10 protein-coding genes and 1 tRNA gene are annotated in these 18,497 nt (G+C 68.0%); 3 read left to right on the forward strand and 8 right to left on the reverse strand.

Features of this window, described 5'->3' with window-relative positions; translation table 11 throughout:
* Positions 1 to 22: 22 nt before the first annotated feature.
* From AWC24_RS07030 to AWC24_RS07045, 4 genes are all read right to left on the reverse strand, one after another.
* Positions 23 to 4,894: an NAD-glutamate dehydrogenase gene (locus tag AWC24_RS07030; RefSeq protein WP_085083353.1), complete on the reverse strand. Its 4,872-nt coding sequence runs from the start codon at positions 4,892 to 4,894 to the stop codon at positions 23 to 25.
* Positions 4,895 to 4,948: 54 nt separating this feature from the next.
* Positions 4,949 to 6,625, reverse strand: a complete 1,677-nt coding sequence (gene ettA / locus AWC24_RS07035) for an energy-dependent translational throttle protein EttA (protein ID WP_085083355.1) — start codon at positions 6,623 to 6,625, stop codon at positions 4,949 to 4,951.
* A gap of 82 nt (positions 6,626 to 6,707) precedes the next feature.
* Positions 6,708 to 7,172 carry a single-stranded DNA-binding protein gene (locus AWC24_RS07040; protein WP_085083357.1) on the reverse strand — a complete coding sequence of 155 codons (465 nt, stop codon included), beginning with the start codon at positions 7,170 to 7,172 and terminating at the stop codon, positions 6,708 to 6,710.
* 153 nt (positions 7,173 to 7,325) lie between these two features.
* Positions 7,326 to 8,429, reverse strand: coding sequence for an LppX_LprAFG lipoprotein (locus AWC24_RS07045; RefSeq protein WP_337341296.1), 1,104 nt, complete (start codon positions 8,427 to 8,429; stop codon positions 7,326 to 7,328).
* On the opposite strand from AWC24_RS07045, the gene AWC24_RS07055 reads away from it, so the two are divergent.
* Positions 8,368 to 9,714 carry an MFS transporter gene (locus AWC24_RS07055; RefSeq protein ID WP_085083430.1) on the forward strand — a complete coding sequence of 449 codons (1,347 nt, stop codon included), beginning with the start codon at positions 8,368 to 8,370 and terminating at the stop codon, positions 9,712 to 9,714. The two genes, AWC24_RS07045 and AWC24_RS07055, sit on opposite strands and share 62 nt — an antisense overlap.
* A 5-nt stretch (positions 9,715 to 9,719) precedes the next feature.
* Here the strand turns inward: AWC24_RS07055 and AWC24_RS07060 are convergent, their stop codons facing one another.
* Genes AWC24_RS07060 through AWC24_RS07075 form a run of 4 tightly spaced genes read right to left on the reverse strand, consistent with a single transcriptional unit; the run spans position 9,720 to position 17,183 of the window.
* Positions 9,720 to 11,732, reverse strand: a complete 2,013-nt coding sequence (locus tag AWC24_RS07060) for a bifunctional copper resistance protein CopD/cytochrome c oxidase assembly protein (RefSeq protein ID WP_085083359.1) — start codon at positions 11,730 to 11,732, stop codon at positions 9,720 to 9,722.
* Positions 11,733 to 11,785: 53 nt separating this feature from the next.
* Positions 11,786 to 14,149, reverse strand: a complete 2,364-nt coding sequence (locus AWC24_RS07065; RefSeq protein ID WP_085083361.1) for a glycerol-3-phosphate 1-O-acyltransferase — start codon at positions 14,147 to 14,149, stop codon at positions 11,786 to 11,788.
* Positions 14,146 to 15,738 (reverse strand): HAD-IB family hydrolase/lysophospholipid acyltransferase family protein, encoded by a 1,593-nt coding sequence (locus AWC24_RS07070; RefSeq protein WP_085083363.1) that lies wholly within the window; start codon positions 15,736 to 15,738, stop codon positions 14,146 to 14,148. The genes AWC24_RS07065 and AWC24_RS07070 overlap by 4 nt, the downstream gene beginning before the upstream one ends.
* Positions 15,735 to 17,183, reverse strand: coding sequence for a wax ester/triacylglycerol synthase family O-acyltransferase (locus AWC24_RS07075; protein ID WP_085083365.1), 1,449 nt, complete (start codon positions 17,181 to 17,183; stop codon positions 15,735 to 15,737). The genes AWC24_RS07070 and AWC24_RS07075 overlap by 4 nt, the downstream gene beginning before the upstream one ends.
* A 277-nt stretch (positions 17,184 to 17,460) precedes the next feature.
* Between AWC24_RS07075 and AWC24_RS07080 the strand changes: the two genes are divergently transcribed.
* Together AWC24_RS07080 and AWC24_RS07085 are read left to right on the forward strand one after the other, a co-directional pair.
* Positions 17,461 to 17,534: transfer RNA gene (locus AWC24_RS07080), tRNA-Arg, on the forward strand.
* A 203-nt stretch (positions 17,535 to 17,737) separates the two neighbouring features.
* Complete coding sequence (locus AWC24_RS07085) at positions 17,738 to 18,496, forward strand: enoyl-CoA hydratase (RefSeq protein WP_085083367.1); 759 nt, start codon at positions 17,738 to 17,740, stop codon at positions 18,494 to 18,496.
* Position 18,497 lies beyond the last annotated feature (1 nt).

An 18,497-nucleotide genomic window follows, 5' to 3' on the forward strand; every position in this document is an offset into this window, starting at 1 on the left:
GCATCGTCGCCGGCGGGTTTGCTCATGACGCCGATCCCCGGCCGCTGGCCCGGGTCATGCTGCGGAGTTGCCGCGCGGCCACCGACAGTGTGGCCAGATCCCGCTGATCTGATTGGTCGATCTGGGTCAAGGTGCGCCGCGCCCGTTCCACCCGTGACCCGTTGGTCGATTCCCACTCGGTGATCTTCTGCATCCCGTCCTCGTCCGGCTCGCCGACCGCCAGTACATCCATGCACAGCGACCGCACCGAATTGTAGATGTCGTCACGGATCGCCAACCGCGCCAAGGCATGCCAGCGGTCTGCACGGGGAAGCTGCGCCACCGCGGTCAGCAGTCCGTCGGTGCCGAGCCGGTCCATCAGCGCGAAGTAGGTGTCGGCGACCTCGGCGGGGTCGCGCTCGGTGATGTCGGCGACATCGATGACGTCGAGCAGGCTGTAGCGGTACAGGCCCATCGCGATGAGGGCGGCAAGATCCTCGGGTACGCCCTGATCGCGGAACTCACCGGTGTGCTTGGCGACGATGGCGGCGTCGGCACCGTGCAGCCACTCCGACATCCGCGGCGTCAATCGCCCGACCTCCTCGGCGAACCGGTTGATCTCGGCGCCCACCGCCAGCGGTTGCGGACGGTAGTTGAGCAGCCAGCGCCCGGCGCGGTCGATGAGCCGACGCAGATCCAGCGTCATCCGGTCGCAGACCGCCACCGGGAGCCCGTCCTGCTCACCGGCCGCCCGGATTCGGCGCCACAGCTCGCCTACCCCGAAGATCGCGTCGGTCGCCACATAGGCGCGTACCGCATCGGTCAGGTCGACGCCGACGTCTTCGGTGATCCGGAAGGCGTAGGTGATGCCGGCGGTGTCCACCACGTCGTTGATCAGCATGGTGGTCACGATTTCGCGGTGCAGCTGGTGCGAGCGGATCTCGGGTGCGTACCGCTCCTGCAGCACGCGCGGGAAGTACTGCGGCAACCGCGCCGCGAACACGTCCTGGTCGGGCATGTCGGTTGCCAGCACCGCCGCTTTGAGGGTCAGCTTGACGTGCGCCATCAGCGTGGCCAGCTCCGGTGAAGCCAGCCCCAGCCCGGCTTCGGAGCGCCGCGCGATCTCCTTCTCCGACGGCAGCGCCTCCAGCTCGCGGTTGAGGCCGCGGTCGGCGACCAGGTGCCGGATCTGATCGGCGTGCACCGGCAGCAGGCTGGCCGCATTGGTCCGGCTGGTGCCCATCAGGTCGTTCTGCGCGGTGTTGTCGGCCAGCACCAGCGCGCTGACTTCGTCGGTCATCGACGCCAGCAGTTGCGGCCGATCGGCGGGGTCGAGCTTGCCGAGCGTGACCAGGGAGTCGATCAGGATCTTGATGTTGACCTCGTGGTCGGAGCAGTCGACACCGGCCGAGTTGTCCAGGGCATCGGTGTTGATCCGGCCACCGGCCAGGTCGAACTCCACGCGGCCCAGTGGTGTGACGCCGAGGTTTCCACCCTCGCCGATCACCTTGGCGCACACCTGGTTTCCGTTCACCCGAACCTGGTCGTTGGCGCGGTCGCCGACGTCGCCGTCGGATTCGCCCTCGGCTTTGACGTAGGTGCCGATGCCGCCGTTGAACAACAGGTCCACCGGCGCGCGCAGGATCGCCCGGATCAGCGCGGGCGGGTTCAGTTCGGTGATTCCCTCGTCGAGTCCCAGTACCGCTCGTACCTGCGGGCTGATCGGCACCGATTTCAGCTCGCGGGGATAGACGCCGCCGCCGGCACTGATCAGCGCCTTGTCGTAGTCGTCCCAACTGGATCGGGGCAGGTCGAACATCCGCTGGCGCTCGGCGAAGGACCTGGCCGCATCCGGGTCGGGGTCCAAGAAGATGTGCCGGTGGTCGAACGCGGCCAGCAACCGGATGTGTTCGCTGCGCAGCATTCCGTTGCCGAACACGTCGCCGCTCATGTCCCCGATCCCGGCGACGGTGAAGTCCTGGGTCTGGGTGTCGACCCCCATCTCCCGGAAGTGCCGCTTGACCGATTCCCAAGCGCCCCGGGCGGTGATGCCCATTTCTTTGTGGTCGTAGCCGACCGATCCACCGGAGGCGAACGCATCGCCGAGCCAGTAGCCGTAGGACTGGGCTACCTCGTTGGCGATGTCGGAGAAACTGGCGGTGCCCTTGTCGGCGGCGACCACCAGGTAGGCGTCGTCGCCGTCGCGGCGCACCACTTCCGGGGGCGCGCTGACCGCGTGGGTGACGTGGTCGACGTTGTCGGTGACGTCGAGCATGCCCGAGATCAGCAGCCGGTAGCAGGCGATGCCTTCCCGACGGGTGGCTTCCCGGTCGGCGCCGGCGTCGCCGGTGGGCACCGGCGGGCGTTTGACCACGAAGCCGCCCTTGGCGCCGACCGGGACGATGACGGCGTTCTTGACCTCTTGGGCCTTGACCAGCCCGAGGATCTCGGTGCGGTAGTCCTCACGGCGGTCCGACCAGCGCAGCCCGCCGCGGGAGACGAACCCGAATCGCAGGTGCACCCCTTCGACACGGGGCGAGTAGATGAAGATCTCGAATTTGGGCCGCGGCAGCGGCAACTCGTCGATCAACCGGGCATCCAGCTTGAACGCCAAGACATCGTGGGCACGAGCCGAGTCCGCGCGGGTCACGAAGTAGTTGGTGCGCAACGTGGCCTGGATCAAGGAGGCGAGCGCGCGCAGCACCCGGTCGGTGTCCAGGCTGACCACCGCGTCGATATCGGCTGCCACATCGGCGGCCGCCGCCTGCGCATCGCGGCTGCGAGACGACCGGGACGGGTCGAACAGCGCCTCGAACAATGCCACCAACGCCCGCGCGGTGCCCGGGCGCTCGTTGAGCACCGAGGCGATGTGACTCTCGCTGTAGGGGAACCGCGCCTGGCGCAGGTATTTGGCGTAGCCACGCAGCACCACCACCTGCTGCCAGGCCAGTCCGGCCCGCAGCACCAGCTCGTTGAACCGGTCGGTCTCGACACGGCCTTCCCAGATCGCAGTGACCCCGTCGGCGAAACGTTGCTGGGCGGCGTCGCGTTCGGCGCCGGTTGCCGGCATCTCGATGCCGGGGTCCGGCGACAGCTTGAACTTGTAGACCCACACGGTCAGGCCATCGGGCCGGGTGACGGTGAACGGTCGCTCCTCGAGTACCACCACACCCATGGACTGCAGCATGGGCAGCAGTTGACTCAACGAGGCACCTCGTCCGCCGAGGAACCACGTCAGCGGGACCGCGTCGCCGGTGCCGTAATCGGAGACCACCAATCGGACCGCGCCGTCGGCCACCGCCTCGATGATCGCGATGTCCTCGACGGCTTCGGCCGGTGTGACAGCCTGCTTGTAGGTTTCGGTGAACGCCGCCGCGTAGTGCTGCGCCTGGTCTTCCACCGGCGTTCCGCCCGCCGCGTCGATCATCCGGTCCGCCCAGGTGCGGCCGGCCTCGGTCAGCCGCGCCTGGATCCGCACCCGGTTGGCCTCGGAGGTGTCGACGGTGCGCGCCTTCGGGTCATTGGGCAGCCGGACCATGAAATGGATCAGCGCCCAGGGGGCTTCGCTGACCCGGGCGCTGTACTCCACCCCGACACCACCGAACTCGCCGGCCAGGATGTCCTCCATCTTCAGCCGGACCGGAGTGGTGTAGCGGTCACGCGGCAGGTATACCAGGCACGACACGAAGCGCCCGGTCCGGTCGCCACGCAGGAACAGCAACGCGCCGCGCCGTGAGCCCAGGTTGGCGACGGCCATCGCCATGCTCAGCAGTTGCTCGGAACTGATCGCGAAAAGCTCTGAGCGCGGGACGGTTTGGATGATGTCGAGGAGTAACTGGCCCGGGTGGCCGGGCTCGCTCTCCGAGAGCGCCAGGGCGTGGCGCACGGTCCGGGAGATGACCGGGATCTCGAAGACGTCGGCGTTCATGGCGCCGGCGGTGAACAGTCCGACGAAACGGTGCGCGACGATGTCCTCGCCGGTGTTCTCCCGGATCACCACCACATAGGTATGTGAGCCGAAACGCATGTAGCTGGGCACGGTGGCCTGTGCCAGCGTCAGCAGGTCGTCACCGGTGAGCATGGGCCGCACCGACTTTCGCGTCTGCAACACTCCCAGCCGGTCGGCGTCGTCCACCAGCACCTGCCCGTCGCGCACGACGCCGCGTTGGTAGCCGAGCAGCACGAAGTGCCCGTCGGCCAGCCAGCGCAGTAGCGCTGCGGCATCGTGGCGGTCCGGCGCGGTGAAGTGCCCCTGCGCGTCGGCTTCGATGTCACCGGCCAGGGTGTTCAGCGCATCGTGCATCGCATGCGAGTCGGCAGCGACCTGGCGGACATCGGCCATCACGTGTGGCAACAACTGTTCGGCTTCGGCCAGGGCCTCACGGCTGACCGACGGCGAGAGCTGAACATGAATCCAGGTCTCCTGGCCGCCCGTACCGTCTGCCGACTTCTCGCCATCCGAGCGTTTGGGTTCCACCCAGCGCAGTTCGCCGTCAGCGTCGCGGCCCACGGTGAACACCGGCGTCATGATGCCGATGTAGGCCACTCCCAGCCGGTGGAGCAGCACCGCGACGGAATCCACCAACATGCCGGCGTGCCCGGTGACCGCTTGCAAAGCGGGGCCGAAACCGGCCGCGTCGTCAGCGGGGTAGACGCGGACCCGGGTCTCACCGGCAGGCCGGTGTTGCGCCAGCCGGGCATGCGCCGCCAGCAACGACGGTGCCGCCACCGCCGCGGCCGAGGGCCGAGCGGCCGAATCCGCTCCGGACCGATCGTCGCCGGCGAGCGCATCGCTGTGCGGGCCGCGGTAGGTGGCGAGATAGGCGTCCGCGACCCAGTCGGGGGTGTCGTACGGCTGATCGGGATCGGGAAACGTCGTCCATGCGGCTGTCCGCCGCTCGGTGGATTCCGTCATCCCCACCCCTCCTGCGCACGTGTCAGCTCCGGCAGCGCCGCTACCGGCCTCACCCTAGTCGCGGGTGAGTCTGCGGTGGGTCACTCGATGCGGACGCGCTGCTTCGGCTCCGAGGCGTTCGACCTTGTTCTCCTCATAGGCGCCGAAGTTGCCTTCGAACCAGAACCACTTGGCCTCCTCGTCGGCATCGCCTTCCCAGGCCAGGATGTGGGTGCAGGTGCGGTCGAGGAACCAGCGGTCGTGGGAGATGACCACCGCGCAGCCCGGGAAGTTCACCAGCGCGTTCTCCAGCGACCCCAGGGTTTCGACGTCCAGGTCGTTGGTCGGCTCGTCGAGCAGGATCAGGTTCCCGCCCTCTTTGAGGGTCAGCGCCAGGTTCAGCCGGTTGCGTTCACCGCCGGAGAGCACCCCGGCCGGCTTCTGCTGGTCGGGGCCTTTGAAGCCGAACGCCGACACGTAGGCGCGCGACGGGATCTCGTTCTGCCCGACCTGGATGTGGTCGAGCCCGTCGGAGACCACCTCCCAGACCGTCTTCTTCGGGTCGATGCCCGCCCGGGACTGGTCGACGTAGCTCAGCTTGACCGTCTCGCCGACCTTGACCGTGCCGCTGTCGGGTTCCTCCAGGCCGACGATGGTCTTGAACAGCGTGGTCTTGCCGACGCCGTTGGGGCCGATCACGCCGACGATGCCGTTGCGGGGCAGCGTGAATGACAGGTCCTTGATCAGCATCCGGCCGCCGAACCCCTTGTCGAGGTGTTCGACCTCCACCACCTGGCTGCCCAGCCGCGGCCCGGTCGGGATCTGGATCTCCTCGAAGTCGAGCTTGCGGGTCTTCTCGGCCTCGGCAACCATCTCCTCGTAGCGCTGCAGGCGGGCCTTGTTCTTGGCTTGGCGGGCCTTGGCACCCGACCGCACCCAGGCCAGCTCCTCTTGCAGCCGCTTCTGCAGCTTGGCGTCCTTGCGGCCGGCCACCGCGATCCGCTCGGCCTTCTTCTCCAGGTAGGTCGAGTAGTTGCCCTCGTAGGGGTAGGCCCGGCCGCGGTCGAGCTCGAGGATCCATTCCGCCACGTTGTCGAGGAAGTAGCGGTCGTGGGTCACCGCCAGGATTGCGCCCGGGTAGCTGGCCAGGTGCGATTCCAGCCACTGCACACTCTCGGCGTCGAGGTGGTTGGTGGGCTCGTCGAGCAGCAGCAGATCGGGCTTGGACAACAACAGCTTGCACAGCGCGACGCGCCGCCGCTCACCGCCGGAGAGGTTGGTCACCGGCTCGTCGGGCGGCGGGCAGCGCAGCGCGTCCATGGCCTGTTCGAGCTGGGAGTCGATGTCCCACGCGTTGGCATGGTCGAGCTCCTCCTGCAGCCGGCCCATCTCCTCCATCAGTTCGTCGGAGTAGTCGGTGGCCATCAGTTCGGCGACTTCGTTGAACCGGTCGAGCTTGACCTTGATGTCGCCGAGGCCCTCCTCGACATTGCCGCGGACCGTCTTCTCCTCGTTCAGCGGCGGCTCCTGTTGGAGGATGCCGACGCTGGCACCCGGGGACAGGAACGCGTCGCCGTTGTTGGGGGTGTCCAGACCCGCCATGATCCGCAAGACGCTCGACTTGCCGGCCCCGTTGGGACCGACCACACCGATCTTGGCCCCCGGCAGGAAACTCAACGTGACGTCGTCGAGGATGACCTTGTCGCCGTGCGCCTTGCGGACCTTCCTCATCGTGTAGATGAACTCAGCCATACCGCGGTGTCGCCTCCTGGTCTCGCGAATTTGCTCGCGGCCCATCCTAGGGGGTCGAGCCAGCGCGGCCGTCGGCCGCTGGTCAGGCGGTCAGGGCCATCCCGTCGGCGGCGTCGGCTTCGTCGGCACCGGCGTCGGGGTCCTCGGCTTCCTCGGCAGGGGCGGCAGCCGGCGGATTGTCGGCCCCGGCGGCGATGATCTTCTCCACCCGGGCCACACATCGCGCCAGATTCGGGCCGACCGCGGTCGCGCGCAGCTCCACCGATGAGCGGCGATTGCCGTCCTTGTCTTCGTATTCGCTGGTGAAGACGGTCCCGACCACGATCACCGGCAATCCCTTGCTCAGCGAGGCACCCACCCCGGTGACCAGCCGGTCCCAGCAGGTGACGGTCAGGAACAGCGAGTTGCCCGTCTCCCAGCTGCCATCGGCGGTGCGCTTGCGCGAGTTGCTGGCGACCCGGAACTTGATCAGTTCGTGCTCCCCCACCCGGCGTCGGATCGGGTCGGTCACGACATGGCCGATGATGGTCAGAGGTGTTTCGTACATGGACGTCTTCCTTTCTGGTTGCGGCGGACGTGATCTGCCCGCTCGTGCTGCATCCATTGAGCGCGCAGCACCCGACAACCAGGCCGGGCAGGCCGCCGCTGTGACGGCCGGCTGTGGAAGGAATACGAACTGGGGATAACCGCGATGGCGGTCCTACACCCGCGGCTTGCCGACCTTCACCGGCGCATCCCAATTCGAGAAGGTGATCACCACGGACTCGTCGGCGCCGGACGCCAGCTTGAGCGCAACCAGGTGATGATCCCCGGTCTCCTGGATCCAGACCGTGCACGACGTCCGTTTGGCGGCCTGCAACTGCGGCACGATCTTCTTCGCCGCGCGGGCCGACACCTGGCCGCTGATCCGGACGGTGTGCACTTCGTCAGTGCCGAGATCGATCGTCTCGCGGCCCTCGACCTCCGGGTCGATGAACTCGGTCAGCATGTCGGCGAGTCCGGTATCCGGGCTCAGGATCGACGCCACGTCGTAGAAGTTCGCGGCCGGCCCGTAGTCGATCCAGCGGCCATCATCTTGCGACACGTAGAGATTGCCGCCGAACACCACGAACTCCACGTAAGCCGGAGCTCCCCGGTACCTGATCTTGGCGTAGCCCTTCGCCGCCTCGGCAGGCTGCCGGGTCACGTCGCCGTCGAGCGCGGTGATCGCCATGTTCTCGATGCTGCTGCTCGCCGACAGACTCAGGTGCGCGCTTTCGACTGCTGCGGTGGTGACGCTGGACTCCTTGAGAATCGCCGCGGCGGTCGGCAGTGGCTCGCTGGCCTTCTTCGAGGACGTGGGCGACGGCTTCGAGGACGTCGCCGATTCCGTGGGCGATTCCGTAGCCGACGACGGTTCGGGGGCCGACGACGTCGTCGGCGCGGAGGTCGGCGCGGTGGTCGACTCGACTGTCGGGGTGACAGCAGACGACGAAACCGACGGCGCGGTTGGAGTGGTGGACGAGCAACCGGCGACCAGGGCAGCGGCGGCACTCGCAACAGTCAGTACGGCGGGGAGCCTGCGCATGCCCGCCATGCTAGGTGCCCTCGAACCGGCGGACCCGGCAGGGGGGCCCGCGCGGCGACGAAACCGTTGGTATACGTTGCTTGCGGTGGATACCAAAGGCCAGTCCGGCAGCGGTGCACACACCGGCCGCAGCACATGGGCACGCGACGAAATCCGGGTTTCGGACCCGAAAGCCATGCAACGCTCGATTGCCGGCACTGCTGTCGGCAACTTCATGGAGTGGTACGACTTCGGCATCTACGGCTTCCTCGCCACCACGCTCGCGCAGGTCTTCTACCCCGGTGACAGCTCCAGCGCGGTAGGCCTGATCGCCACATTCGGCACGCTGGCCGCGGCTTTCGCGGTGCGGCCGTTCGGCGGGATATTCTTCGGCGCACTCGGTGACCGCATCGGCCGCAAGAAGGTCCTGATCATGACCGTCTCGCTGATGGCGATCGGCACCACGATCACGGGGCTGCTGCCGTCGTACGAGGCGATCGGGATCTGGGCTCCGATCCTGCTGATCGTCACCAAGCTGATGCAGGGCTTCTCCACCGGCGGCGAGTACGTCGGTGCGATGACCTACGTCAGCGAACACGCCCCGGACCGCAGCCGCGGGGCGCTGACCGGATATCTGCCGTTGGGCACACTGGGCGGCTACATCACCGGCGCCGGCGTGGTCACCCTGATCCAATCCCAACTGCCGGTGTCCGACATGCTGCACTGGGGCTGGCGAGTCCCCTTCCTGCTGGGCGTGCCGCTGGCCATCGTCACCCTGTACATGCGGCTGCGCATCGATGAATCACCGGCCTTTGAAGAGCTGGGACAGGCCGGCGAGGACAACTCGGTGGCCCGCGAAACCGGGTGGGAGCAGTTCCGGCACACCGTCGTGGGACAGCGCCGGGGACTGTTGATCTGCATGGGCCTGGTGCTGGCGGAGAACGTCACCAACTACATGCTCACCGGATACCTGCCGACATACTTCAAGCAGGTCGGCGGTATCAGCGGCAGCCGCGGGCTGACGATGATCGTGGTGGCCCTGGTGATGATGTTGGTCGTCGTGATGCCGATGGCCAGATTGTCCGACCGCATCGGCCGCAAGCCGCTGCTGTGGACCGGCAGCAGCCTCCTGATCTTCGGCTCCGTGCCGGCATTCCTGCTGATCCGCCACGGTGGAAACTATCCGATCCGGCTGCTCGGTGTGCTGCTCATCGGTCTGATGCTGGTGTGCTTCAACAGCACCACACCGTCGACGCTGCCCGCGCTGTTCCCCACCCAGGTGCGCTTTTTCGCGGTGGCCATCGGATTCAACATCTCGGTCTCGTTGTTCGGTGGCACCACTCCGCTGGTCGCCGAGACGCTGGTCTCGGGAACCGGCAACGTGATGTTGCCGGCCTTCATCCTGATGGCCGCGGGCGTCGTGGGCGCGATCACGCTGTGGTTCACGCCCGAGACGGCCGGGAAAGTACTGCCGGGCTCGGGGCCTTCGGTGGCAACCGAGCAGGAAGCGGACGCGATCGCCGAGACCGGCCTGCGCGAATAGCGGGGTCAGTGCCGCCCGAGAGCGTCGCGGCGAGCCGCCTCGGCCAGCATCGCGTTGTAGGCGGCCAGCTCGGCGTCGTCATCGCGGTCGGCGGAGCGGTCCATCCGTTTCGCGGTCCGGCTGTCACTGCGATGCCACTGCACCAAGAGCGCGATCATCACCATGAGTAGCGGCAATTCGCCGGCTGCCCAAGTGATTCCGCCACCCAGGTGCTGATCTGCGGCCAGGTCGGTGTGCCAGGGTAATCCGAGGCTGGCGTAGAACCACTCGCCCAGCACCTTGTGCATGCCCATCAGCAGCACCCCGAAGAACCCGTGCATGGGCAGCGAGGCGAACACCACCGCCAGTCTGGCCAGCGGTGAGATCGGACGCGGGGTGGGATCCACCCCGATCACGACCCAGTAGAAGAGGTAGCCGCTGAGCATGAAGTGCACATTCATCGCGACGTGCCCCGCATGGCTGCCGACGATCGAGTCGAAGATGGTGGAAAAGTACAGCCCGTAGAAGCCGGCGACGAAGATCACCGCCGCGACGATCGGGTTGGTGAGGAATCGCGACACTCGACTGTGCAGCGCCGCCAACAGCCATTCCCGCATCCCGGGCGGATCGCCGCGGCCGGCGGCCGGCAGCGCCCGCAGCGCCAACGTGGTCGGCCCGCCCAGCACCAGCAGGATCGGCACCAGCATCGACAGCAGCATGTGCACGACCATGTGCATGCTGAACATCGCCGGCATGTAGCGCCCGGTTCCCGAGGAGGTGGCGACCAGCAACGTCGCACAGCCCAGCAGCCAGGCGGTGGTACGGCCCACCGGCCAGGCGTCGCCGCGGCGTCGCAGTCGCAGCACGCCGGCCAGGTAGACGGCCGCCAGCACCACCGCGGCGGTGCCGAAGATCACGTCGAACCGCCAGTCGAACAGGATCCGCGCCACGGTGGGCGGGCCGGCGAAGTCGTAGCCGATCTTCACCATCGGCACCGACGGGTTCAGCACCGGCGGCGGGGGCGGTGGGGTCCGCCCCAGCCCGACCGCGATCCCGAAAGTGGCCGCGAGGATGACGGCCTCGACCAGGGCCAGCCGGATCAGCGCGGCACTCGACGCCGGATCGGTCTGCAGCGCCGCAACCCCACGGCGCCGCTGTTGCCAGCCCAGCACGCCGAGCAGACACAGCGCGACGAACTTGGCCAGCACCAGTCGGCCGTACTCGCTGGTCAGCACGTCCGGCGGGGCGATACGCACCAGCGCGTTGAGCACCCCGGACAATCCCATGGCCACAAAGCACCACAGCGCCACCGCGGAGAACCGCCGCGCCGCCAGACCGGCGTGTTCACCGCCGCGCAGCGCGTGTACCAACAGTGCGAGCAGCCCGCCGGCCCACAGCCCCGCGGCGGCCAGGTGGATCAGCAGGCTGTTGGTGGCCAGGTCGTGTGAGCCGCCGGCCGCCGAGTGCCCGGTCAGGCCCAACGGGATGAGGGTGAACAGCGAACCGGCCAGCAGCACCGGTGTCCAGGACCAGCGCAGCACCGACAGGCTGACCAGGGTCACCGCCGCGGCGAGGACTGCCGTCCATCGCCAGGCGGACGCGGTGTTGATCATCCCGGTCAGCGACCAGGTGGTGGCCGGATTCAGGAACTCCGACAGCGGGTGTCCGGAGACATCGGAGATGGTCAGCGGGACCAGCAGAGCCGCGCACACCGCCCAGATCCCCGACGCCACCGTACCCAGTCGCAGGGCACGGTAGCCGGCGACATCGAGCACGCCGCTGGGTTGTGGCGGCACCAGGAACGCGGCGAGTAGAAACGAGCCCACCGCCAGCACCGCGGCGATCTCGCCGACCGCCCGCACGAACGGCAGGCCCAGGGTGGTCGCCGGCCCCGGATCGGGCAGGCCGGTCACGGTCAGGGCGTCAGCCAACGACAGCGCGGCGATCGCGGCGGCGGTGCCGCCGGCCAGCATCGCCACCCCGGCCAGCACCGGCGCGAACTTGGCCGAGCGGGCGCCGGTGGCCGCAGCAGAGGTCATGGCCCCAGCGTATGGTGCGCGCCCGAAACTGCGCGTATCGAGGCGTCGCGGCGCTATTGGCCGCCCACGCCCCGCCAATGCCGGCGCATCCCGATATCCCTGGCGGCGAATGCCTCCCGGGCGAGCCGGGCGATGTGGTCGGAGTCCTTCAGGACGCCCCGCAATTCGGCCCGGAACGCCCGGCGGCGCTCGGCCAGGTCCGGCGTGTTCTCCAACAGGTTCTGGTCGGCGACGACTTGGCATGCCGTGGCGAACAGCAAAGTCGACACCGACTCACTGCTGCGGACCCGGCCCTGCGCCACGTATTGCCGCCCCACTCCCAGGGCCAGCTGGGTCAGTTCCTGCTCGCCGATGTCGGGCGGCGCATCGCAGAGCACGTCGGCGACGATCTCGTAGGCCTCGAAGAACACCCGCAGCATGACGTCGGAGGTCACCGGGGACTTCTCCGAGAGAATCCCGTCGACCTCGGCCCCGCCGGCGGCGACCCGCGATTCCCAATCGGAGAACCAGGACATCTCCTCGGCGATGTTGTCGCGGAACGTGGCCGAGTCGGCGAAATAGAAATCGAACTTCAGCAGGTCCCTCAACCGCATCGCCTGGGTCCAGAAGGTGTCGAGCCGGTCGCCTTCGCCGCGGCGGGCGTGGGCCAGCGCCAACTCGACGATCGAGGTCTCCAGGAAGGCGTGGATGACCGAGTTGCGGTAGAACGAGGCGGCGTGCTCGTCTTCGGGGGCGATCCGCCACACCGACTCGCGGCCTCCGTCGACGCGGGTGACCGGATGCCCGTTGGACATCGCGTCGACCGCCGCGCGCACCCCGTCGCGGCTGCGCAGCCGCAGCGCACTGGTGGAGATCGGGGTCTGCTTGCGTTCCAAAAAGTCCAGACCGTCTTGCAGCGAATGGTGGATCTGGTCCAGCGTCAACGCCAACCCGTGGGTGGTCAGCAACAGTGCGGACACCAGGCCGGTGGCACTGATCGGGGTGACGCGCTGGATCCGCCAGGCCACCTCGATGGCCATCTTCTGCATGGCCAGCCGCTTGGCATCGGGATCGCTCGCCGCCGGACCGTCGGGGGACCCGAGGTACTGCCGCATCGACACCGCTTCGGGGAAACGCACGTAGATCTTGCCGTAGTTGCGTTCGCCCTGCGCTTTGATGAACCGGTAGAGCCAACGAGCCCCCTCCGGGGTCTTCTCCCCGCCGCGGGCATAGGCGGCGTATTCGTCGGTCTCGTGCAATTGGTCGAAGCTGATCGAAACACCTTGCAGCAGAACATCGTCAGTGCGGTCATCCAGGTAGGCGTCGGCGACGTAGGTCATCAGCCCGAGCTTGGGAGGCAGCATCTTGCCGGTGCGCGACCGGGTTCCCTCGATGGACCAGCTCAGGTTGAACCGCTTCTCCATCACGTAGCCGACGTACTCCTTGAGCACGTACTTGTAGAGCGGGTTGTTGCCGATACTGCGCCGGATGAAGATCACCCCGGAGCGGCGCAGCAGTGGCCCCATCAATCCGAAAGACAGGTTGATCCCGGCGAATACGTGCACCGGCGGCAGCCGGTTCTCGGCCATCGCCACCGGCATGACCGCGCCGTCGATGTAGGAGCGGTGGGAGAACAGCAGCACCGCGGGATGGCTTTCCAGCGCGGTGCGCAGCGCGGCGACCTGATACTCGTCGTAGTCGATCTCGGGGTCGAACCCGCGGCTGAGCATTCGGGTCAGCACACCGACCAGGTCGACCGAGACGCGACTCCACCCGGTGGACAGCTCGTCGAGCATCTTGCCCGCCTCTTCGAGCGTGGCGCCGGGAATGGCCTTCAGTCCGTCGCGAAAACGGGTGGACGCCAAGATCTCGGGCTTGACCAGCCGCGGTGACTTGTACTGCGGTCCCAGGATCCGGTACTCGGCACGCTCCAGCGCCAGCACCGCCCGCCGGGTGACGAAGTGCGCGAAGTCGCGGGGGTTGTCGCCGACGGTGTTCTCGCTCCACTGCTCGCGCAGGTGGGCGACGCTGGCCGGCTCGCCGGCGACCACCCGGGCCAGCGCCGCGTCGGTCCGCACGATCTGGCGTTGCTGACGCTCGCCGGGCCGGTATGGGTTACGGCCGGGCAGCAGCGCGGCCACCCGGGACAGCGCCGACGCTCCAGCCCGCGGCATCCAGAACACCCGCACCGGCAAGATCGAGCGCTGTTCGTCGCGTTCGAGCTGTCCCACCAGCCGGGCCATCGTCGAGGGCGGCCTGTCCGGTTCGAGCGGAAACAGCTCGGCGCGGACATCGGGATTCGCCTGTCGGTACCGATCCAGCCAATCCCTGACCAGGCCGGCCTCCACGTCCGACGACACGAACGCCAACACCAGCGTGTCGCCGGTCACGGTGGGTTCGGAGTGGTCGGCGGGATCGGTGGCCGGTGATGTCGTCACTGCACCTCTTTCGGGCCGGCGGTCTTGTTCGCCTTCGACGCTGTCTTTTTGGCGGCGGCCTTCTTGGCCGGCGTCTTCTTGGCCGCGGCCTTCTTGGCCGGCTTGGGCGACCACCGCGGCAACTCGTCGACCGGCCAGTCGGCCAGCGTGTCCAGATAGAGCTGACGGATCTCCGCGATCCGGTCGGACAGGTTGTCGACTGTCCAGTCCTCGACCGAGATCGCCGGGAACACCGCGACGTCGACGGTGCCCGGATTGGCGCTCATCGAGTCCCGGGCGGCGACCACCTCGGCATTGCGGATCACGATCGGCACGATCGGAATCCCCGCGGCCATCGCGATACGGAACGGCCCCTTTTTGAACGGCCCCACCCCGGTGGTGTCGACGCGGGTGCCCTCGGGGGCGATCACCACCGACAGCCCCCGCTTGGCGCGTTCCTCGACCTCGTGCAGTGATTCCACCGCCGATGCCGCGTCGTCCCGGTCGATGAACACCATCTCGGTCAGCTTTCCCAGCGGGCCGGCGATCGGGTCGCGCTCCAGCTCGCGTTTGCCGACGCTGACCCAGTTGTCGCGCACCAGCGATGCGGTGATGACCGGGTCGACCTGATTGCGGTGATTGAAGATGAACACCGCCGGCCGGCTCGCGGTGAGATTCTCCTTGCCGATCACGTTGAGCTGCACGCCGTTAAGACTCAGCAGCAGATGCGGGAAGAAGGCCGTGAAGAAGTTGACACCCCGGCGCCGGCTGCCGCTCAACAGGCCCAGCCCGATCGCGCCGGCGCCCACCGGCACCATCGATCCCAGCGCGGCGAGGTTGCGCAGCTGACCGACGACGCCACTGCCGCGGCTGCTGAACCGCAGGATCGGCCAGCCCCGCTTGCGCGCGACCGAGGCCATCTTGCCTTCGGGGTTGGTCGGTCTGGGGTTGCCGACCAGATGCATCAACGCGACGTCCTCGTCGCCGTCGGCGTAGAAGTAGCTGTCCTGCAGATCGATGTCGTGCTCGGCGGCGAACTTCTGCACCGCGGCGGCCTTTCCCGGTCCCCACAGGATCGGATCCCGCACATCCCCCGTGAGCACGCCGTTCTCGTCGGTGACGAAGGCGTTGGTGAGGGTGTTGGTGATGCCGAGGAAGCGGGCGACCGGTTCGACCTGGATGGTCAGCGCCGAGGAACTCAGCACCACGGTGTGTCCCCGAGCCTGATGCGCGCGCACCACTTCGCGCATCTCCGGGTAGATCCGTCCGGCGATCTTCTGGACGAACAACCGCTCGCCGATCTCGTCGAGGTCAGTGATCGAGCGCCCCTGCAAGGCCGAGGACGCCTTGGTGATGAGTTGCTCGAATTCGATGCGGCCGAGTTGGTGGTTGAGCCCGGCCTGGATCATGCCGAACAACTCCCCGATCCCCATGTCACGGCTGCGGACTCGTTCCCGGGTGAGGATGACGGCGGTGAAGCCGGCCACCAGGGTGCCGTCGAGGTCGAAGAAGGCGCCGATTTTGGGACCGGACGGGCTGGCGGCGATCTCGGCCACCGAGCCGGGCAGCCGCATGTCACGCGGTGGCTGCGGTGTCTGGTCGTCGGTCATGATGCGGCACCCGGATCGAACGACGCCGCCACGCAGTGCGGCGCAGGCTCACCGGCGAGCGCCAACACCTCGTCGAATCCCTGGACCAGACATGCGCCGAACAGCTTCTCGTCGCGGACCGCAGCGCGGTCGTAGCGGACGGTGATGGTGCACTCACCGCCGCGCGAAATCAACACCACCATCATCGCCACCCCCGGAAGCGGGCCGATTCCATAGTGCCGCAGCACTTTCGCTCCGGCGATGTAGGTTTCACCGGGATAGAACGCCACGTTGCTGGCCTGCACGTCGGCACCGACGACGGACTCGGTCATCTTCTCCAGGACCGGCGTCGGGATGACGCTCAACAGCGGTGCGACGGAGCCGATCACATCCATTGCGGGCTCTTCGCGCCGCCGCGTCATCTGGGACCGGATCCGCTTCATCCGCTCCACCGGGTCGGCGACTCCGACCGGGGCGGCCAGATTCACTCCGGTGAAGCGGTTGCCGCCGGCGGGATCGGCCTCAGCGCGCAGGTTCACCGGGATGGCCATCGGCAAGGTGGCGATCGGGACACCCAGCGCCCGGTGGTAGCGCCCGAGCGCACCGGAGAGCGCGGCCAGGTAGGCGTCGTTGATCGACCCGCCACCTGCCTTGGCGGCCCGGTGCAGATCCGACAGCCCGACGTCGATCGCCTGGGTGCGGCTGGTCAGGCTGCGCCGACGCAGCAGTGGCGAGGGTTCTGCGGCCTGACTCATCACCCGCGCGCTGGACCGGGCGTAGCCGATGGCACCGGCCACCGCCGACAACGGGTCACGCACCGTGCGGGTTGCCATCGACAGCGCACCGAACAGCACATCACGGGTACCGCCGAGCACCGTCGCGGGCAGATGGTTGATGCCGTCGCGCATCAGGTCGTTGGCCGACAGGTCCTGCGGTACCGGTTGCGGCGGCATCGCCCGGGCGGGCGGATCGCGTTCCAGGTCGTAGATCTGTCCGAACATCGCAGCGCCGCCGACACCGTCGGTGACGGCGTGACTCAGGTGCAGCAACGTGGCGGCCCGCCCCCCGGCCAGCCCCTCCACCAGCGTCGCCGACCACAGCGGTCGCTGGATGTCCAGCGGTGATTGCAGACTCACCTCGGCCAGGTCGAGCACTTCGCGCAGCCCGCCGGGTTCGGGCACCCGCAGCCGGCGCACGTGGAAGTCGAGGTTGAAGTCGGGGTCCACCACCCAGCGCGGCGCCGCCGTCGGCAGCGTCGGCACCACGACCTTCTGGCGCAGCCGCAGCACCCGCCGGGAAACGTTCTCGAACAGCCCGCGGAAACGAATCCAGTCCGGAGTGGTGTCGAGCAACTCCAAGCCCATGATTCCCGAACGGGTGCGCGGGTTGGCCTCGCCGCGGTGCAACAGATAGTCGACGGCACCGAGTTCGGTCGGCAGGCCCGCGGCGTCGACCAGGTCACCCACGTGGCGCTCCCGACACCGGTTCACCGTCCGAGCCTGCCCGGCGCACCGACGCTGCGACAACCACGCGCCCCTCCTGATTCACACTGATCACGAACTCCATTCAACGCTAGTTGTTAGCCGCTGGCGACGGGTGTCGATTGTCCAGATCAGGCCTCCGGTGGGCAAAACGAAATACTCTGCTGGCCGGTTGAATTGGAAGCCACATATCGACGGCCCGACGCCGCGTTGCTCGGTCGCCGCCAATCCGGCGCCATCAGCCGATAAACTGGCCTGCAATGCCCCCGTAGCTCAGGCGGATAGAGCACATGACTTCTAATCTTGTGGTCGCAGGTTCGAGTCCTGCCGGGGGCGCACCGAAGTGCAGCACAGGGCCACCTGTCGCGTGACATTGTGTCGGAAACCCGCAATGATGCCGGGTAAACCGGGAAAGGCAGGCTCATGGGCCACGAACGCACCCTCATCCTCTACACGGTCTTCATGATCGCGCTGATTGCGGTGTCCGCCGTGATCATCGCCTGGGTCGCCTGACCGGGTTCGCGATACCGTCATCGTCGATGACACAATCCGATCTCGTCTTGTTCAGCGTCGCTGACCGGGTGGCGTTGATTACCGTCAATGATCCCGACCGGCGTAACGCGGTCACCGGCGCGATGTCGGCACAATTGCGGGCCGCGGTGCAGCGGGCCGAAGCCGACACCGGCGTGCACGCGGTGGTGGTCACCGGCGCGGGCCGGGCGTTCTGCGCCGGCGCCGACCTGTCGGCGCTCGGAGCCGCCACCGAAGACGGCCTGCTGGCGCTCTACGACGGCTTCATGGCGGTCGCGCAGTGCGCGCTGCCCACCGTCGCCGCGGTCAACGGCGCCGCGGTGGGCGCCGGGCTGAATCTGGCACTGGCGGCTGATGTGCGGATCGCCGGCCCGGCAGCCGTGTTCGACGCCCGGTTCCAGCAGTTGGGTCTGCACCCCGGGGGCGGCGCCACCTGGATGCTGCATCGGGCCGTGGGACCCCAGGCCGCCCGGGCGGCGCTGTTGTTCGGTATGCGTTTCGACGCCCGGGCCGCAGTGCAGCACGGGTTGGCCCTGCAGGTCGCCGACGATCCGGTCGACGCGGCGATCACGTTGGCCGCCGGGCCGGCGTCGGCACCGCGGGACGTGGTGTTGGCGACCAAGGCCACGATGCGCACCACGGCGAGTCCGGGAGCGGTGGAGGGCGAGCAGCACGAGTTCGCCAAGCGCACCGAACTGGGTCCGCAGGCGGCGACGGTGGAGTCACCGGAGTTCGCGTCTCGGCTGGCCGCCGCGCGACGCCGCTGAG

Source organism: Mycolicibacter senuensis (assembly GCF_002101885.1).
Taxonomy (GTDB): domain Bacteria; phylum Actinomycetota; class Actinomycetes; order Mycobacteriales; family Mycobacteriaceae; genus Mycobacterium; species Mycobacterium senuense.